This is a genomic window from Roseateles sp. P5_B10, assembly GCF_056400485.1.
In genome coordinates this window covers 1-1,237 of sequence record NZ_JBFULE010001172.1, presented here as the reverse complement: position 1 = coordinate 1,237, position 1,237 = coordinate 1, and the positions used below count along the sequence as shown (strand labels likewise).

The 1,237-nt window shown below is 66.3% G+C and carries 1 protein-coding gene; it reads right to left on the bottom strand.

Annotation, left to right across the window (positions count from 1 at the left end):
• The coding region (locus tag AC1DU6_RS31825; protein WP_477862189.1) for a prolyl oligopeptidase family protein at window positions 1-1,106 on the bottom strand (1,106 nt) is incomplete at its 3' end.
• Between the last annotated feature and the right edge of the window lie 131 nt (window positions 1,107-1,237).

Here is a 1,237-nt window from a genome sequence, read left to right as displayed (position 1 = left end):
GCGTCATGCAGATAGCTCAACAGGAAACGGCCGCCGACGGCAGAGGCTGCCGTCATCGCATCCGGGCCCTCGGGCACCAGCGTCTTCCAATTGGCCTGCGCCGGGTTCTTCAGGTCGACAGCGACGAGCTTGCCGCGCGGGGCGCCCTTGTCGGTCTTGACAATCAGCTTGCCGTTGACGGCGGCGACAGGGGTGTACTGGGCGTCGAAGTCCAGCGTGATGGGCTGGGGCTTGCCGCCGGCAAAAGCCCCCTTGGGCAGGGGCAGCACCATCAGGCCGTTCTTGCTGCCGGCGCTCTTCCAGACGCTGATGACCAGCAGTTGGCCGTCGTCCGACACCTCGGTGCCAAAGCCCCACTCCTTGTCGTCGCGGTTCTCGGCGACGAGCAGGTCCTCGCTTTGGGCCGTGCCGAGGCGGTGGTAATAGAGCTTCTGGAAGTAGTTGGCGCCCTTGAGCTTGTCGCCTTCCTTGGGCGCGTCATAGCGGGCGTAGAAGAAGCCCTTGCCATCGGCCGTCCAGGCGGCGCCGCTGAACTTGACCCATTCGATGGTGTCGGCGAGATCCTGTCCGGTGGCCAGGTCACGCACCTTCCAGGTCTGCCAGTCGGAGCCGGCACCGGCGATGCCATAGGCCAGCAACTTGCCGTCGCGCGAGGGCACGACGCCGCTCAGTGCCACGGTGCCGTCCTTGGACAGCAGGTTGGGGTCCAGCGCCACGACCGGCGTGTCGGCCAGGGACTTGGCCGTGTAGAGGACGTTCTGCTGCTGCAGGCCGTCGTTGCGGGTCCAGAAATAGCGGCCGCCTTCGCTGAAGGGGATGCCGAAGCGCTCGAAGTTGTAGAGCTCGGTGTAGATGCGGCGCGCCGGCAGGCGCTGCGGCATGGCGGCCAGGAACTTGTCGGTGACCTCGTTCTGGGCGATCACCCAGGCCTTGGTCTCGGCACTGTTGTCGTCCTCCAGCCAGCGGTAGGGGTCGGCGACGGCCGTGTCGTGATAGGCATCGATCTGGTCGGCCTTGCGCGTGACGGGGTAGGTCAGCGACTGGGCCTGGGCGCTGGTAGCGAGCACGGCGGCAGCAAGGGCGAGGGCGGACAGGGGAAGCTTCATCAGGCGGAGTCCTGGGTTCGGTAAGGCCGGGATTCTCGGCGCCGCCCGCAGGCGGCGCCGATCGTCATGCGATGAAGCCCTGACAGCAATAACCCTCAGCTTCGATAGTCCGCGTTGATGCTGACGTAGTC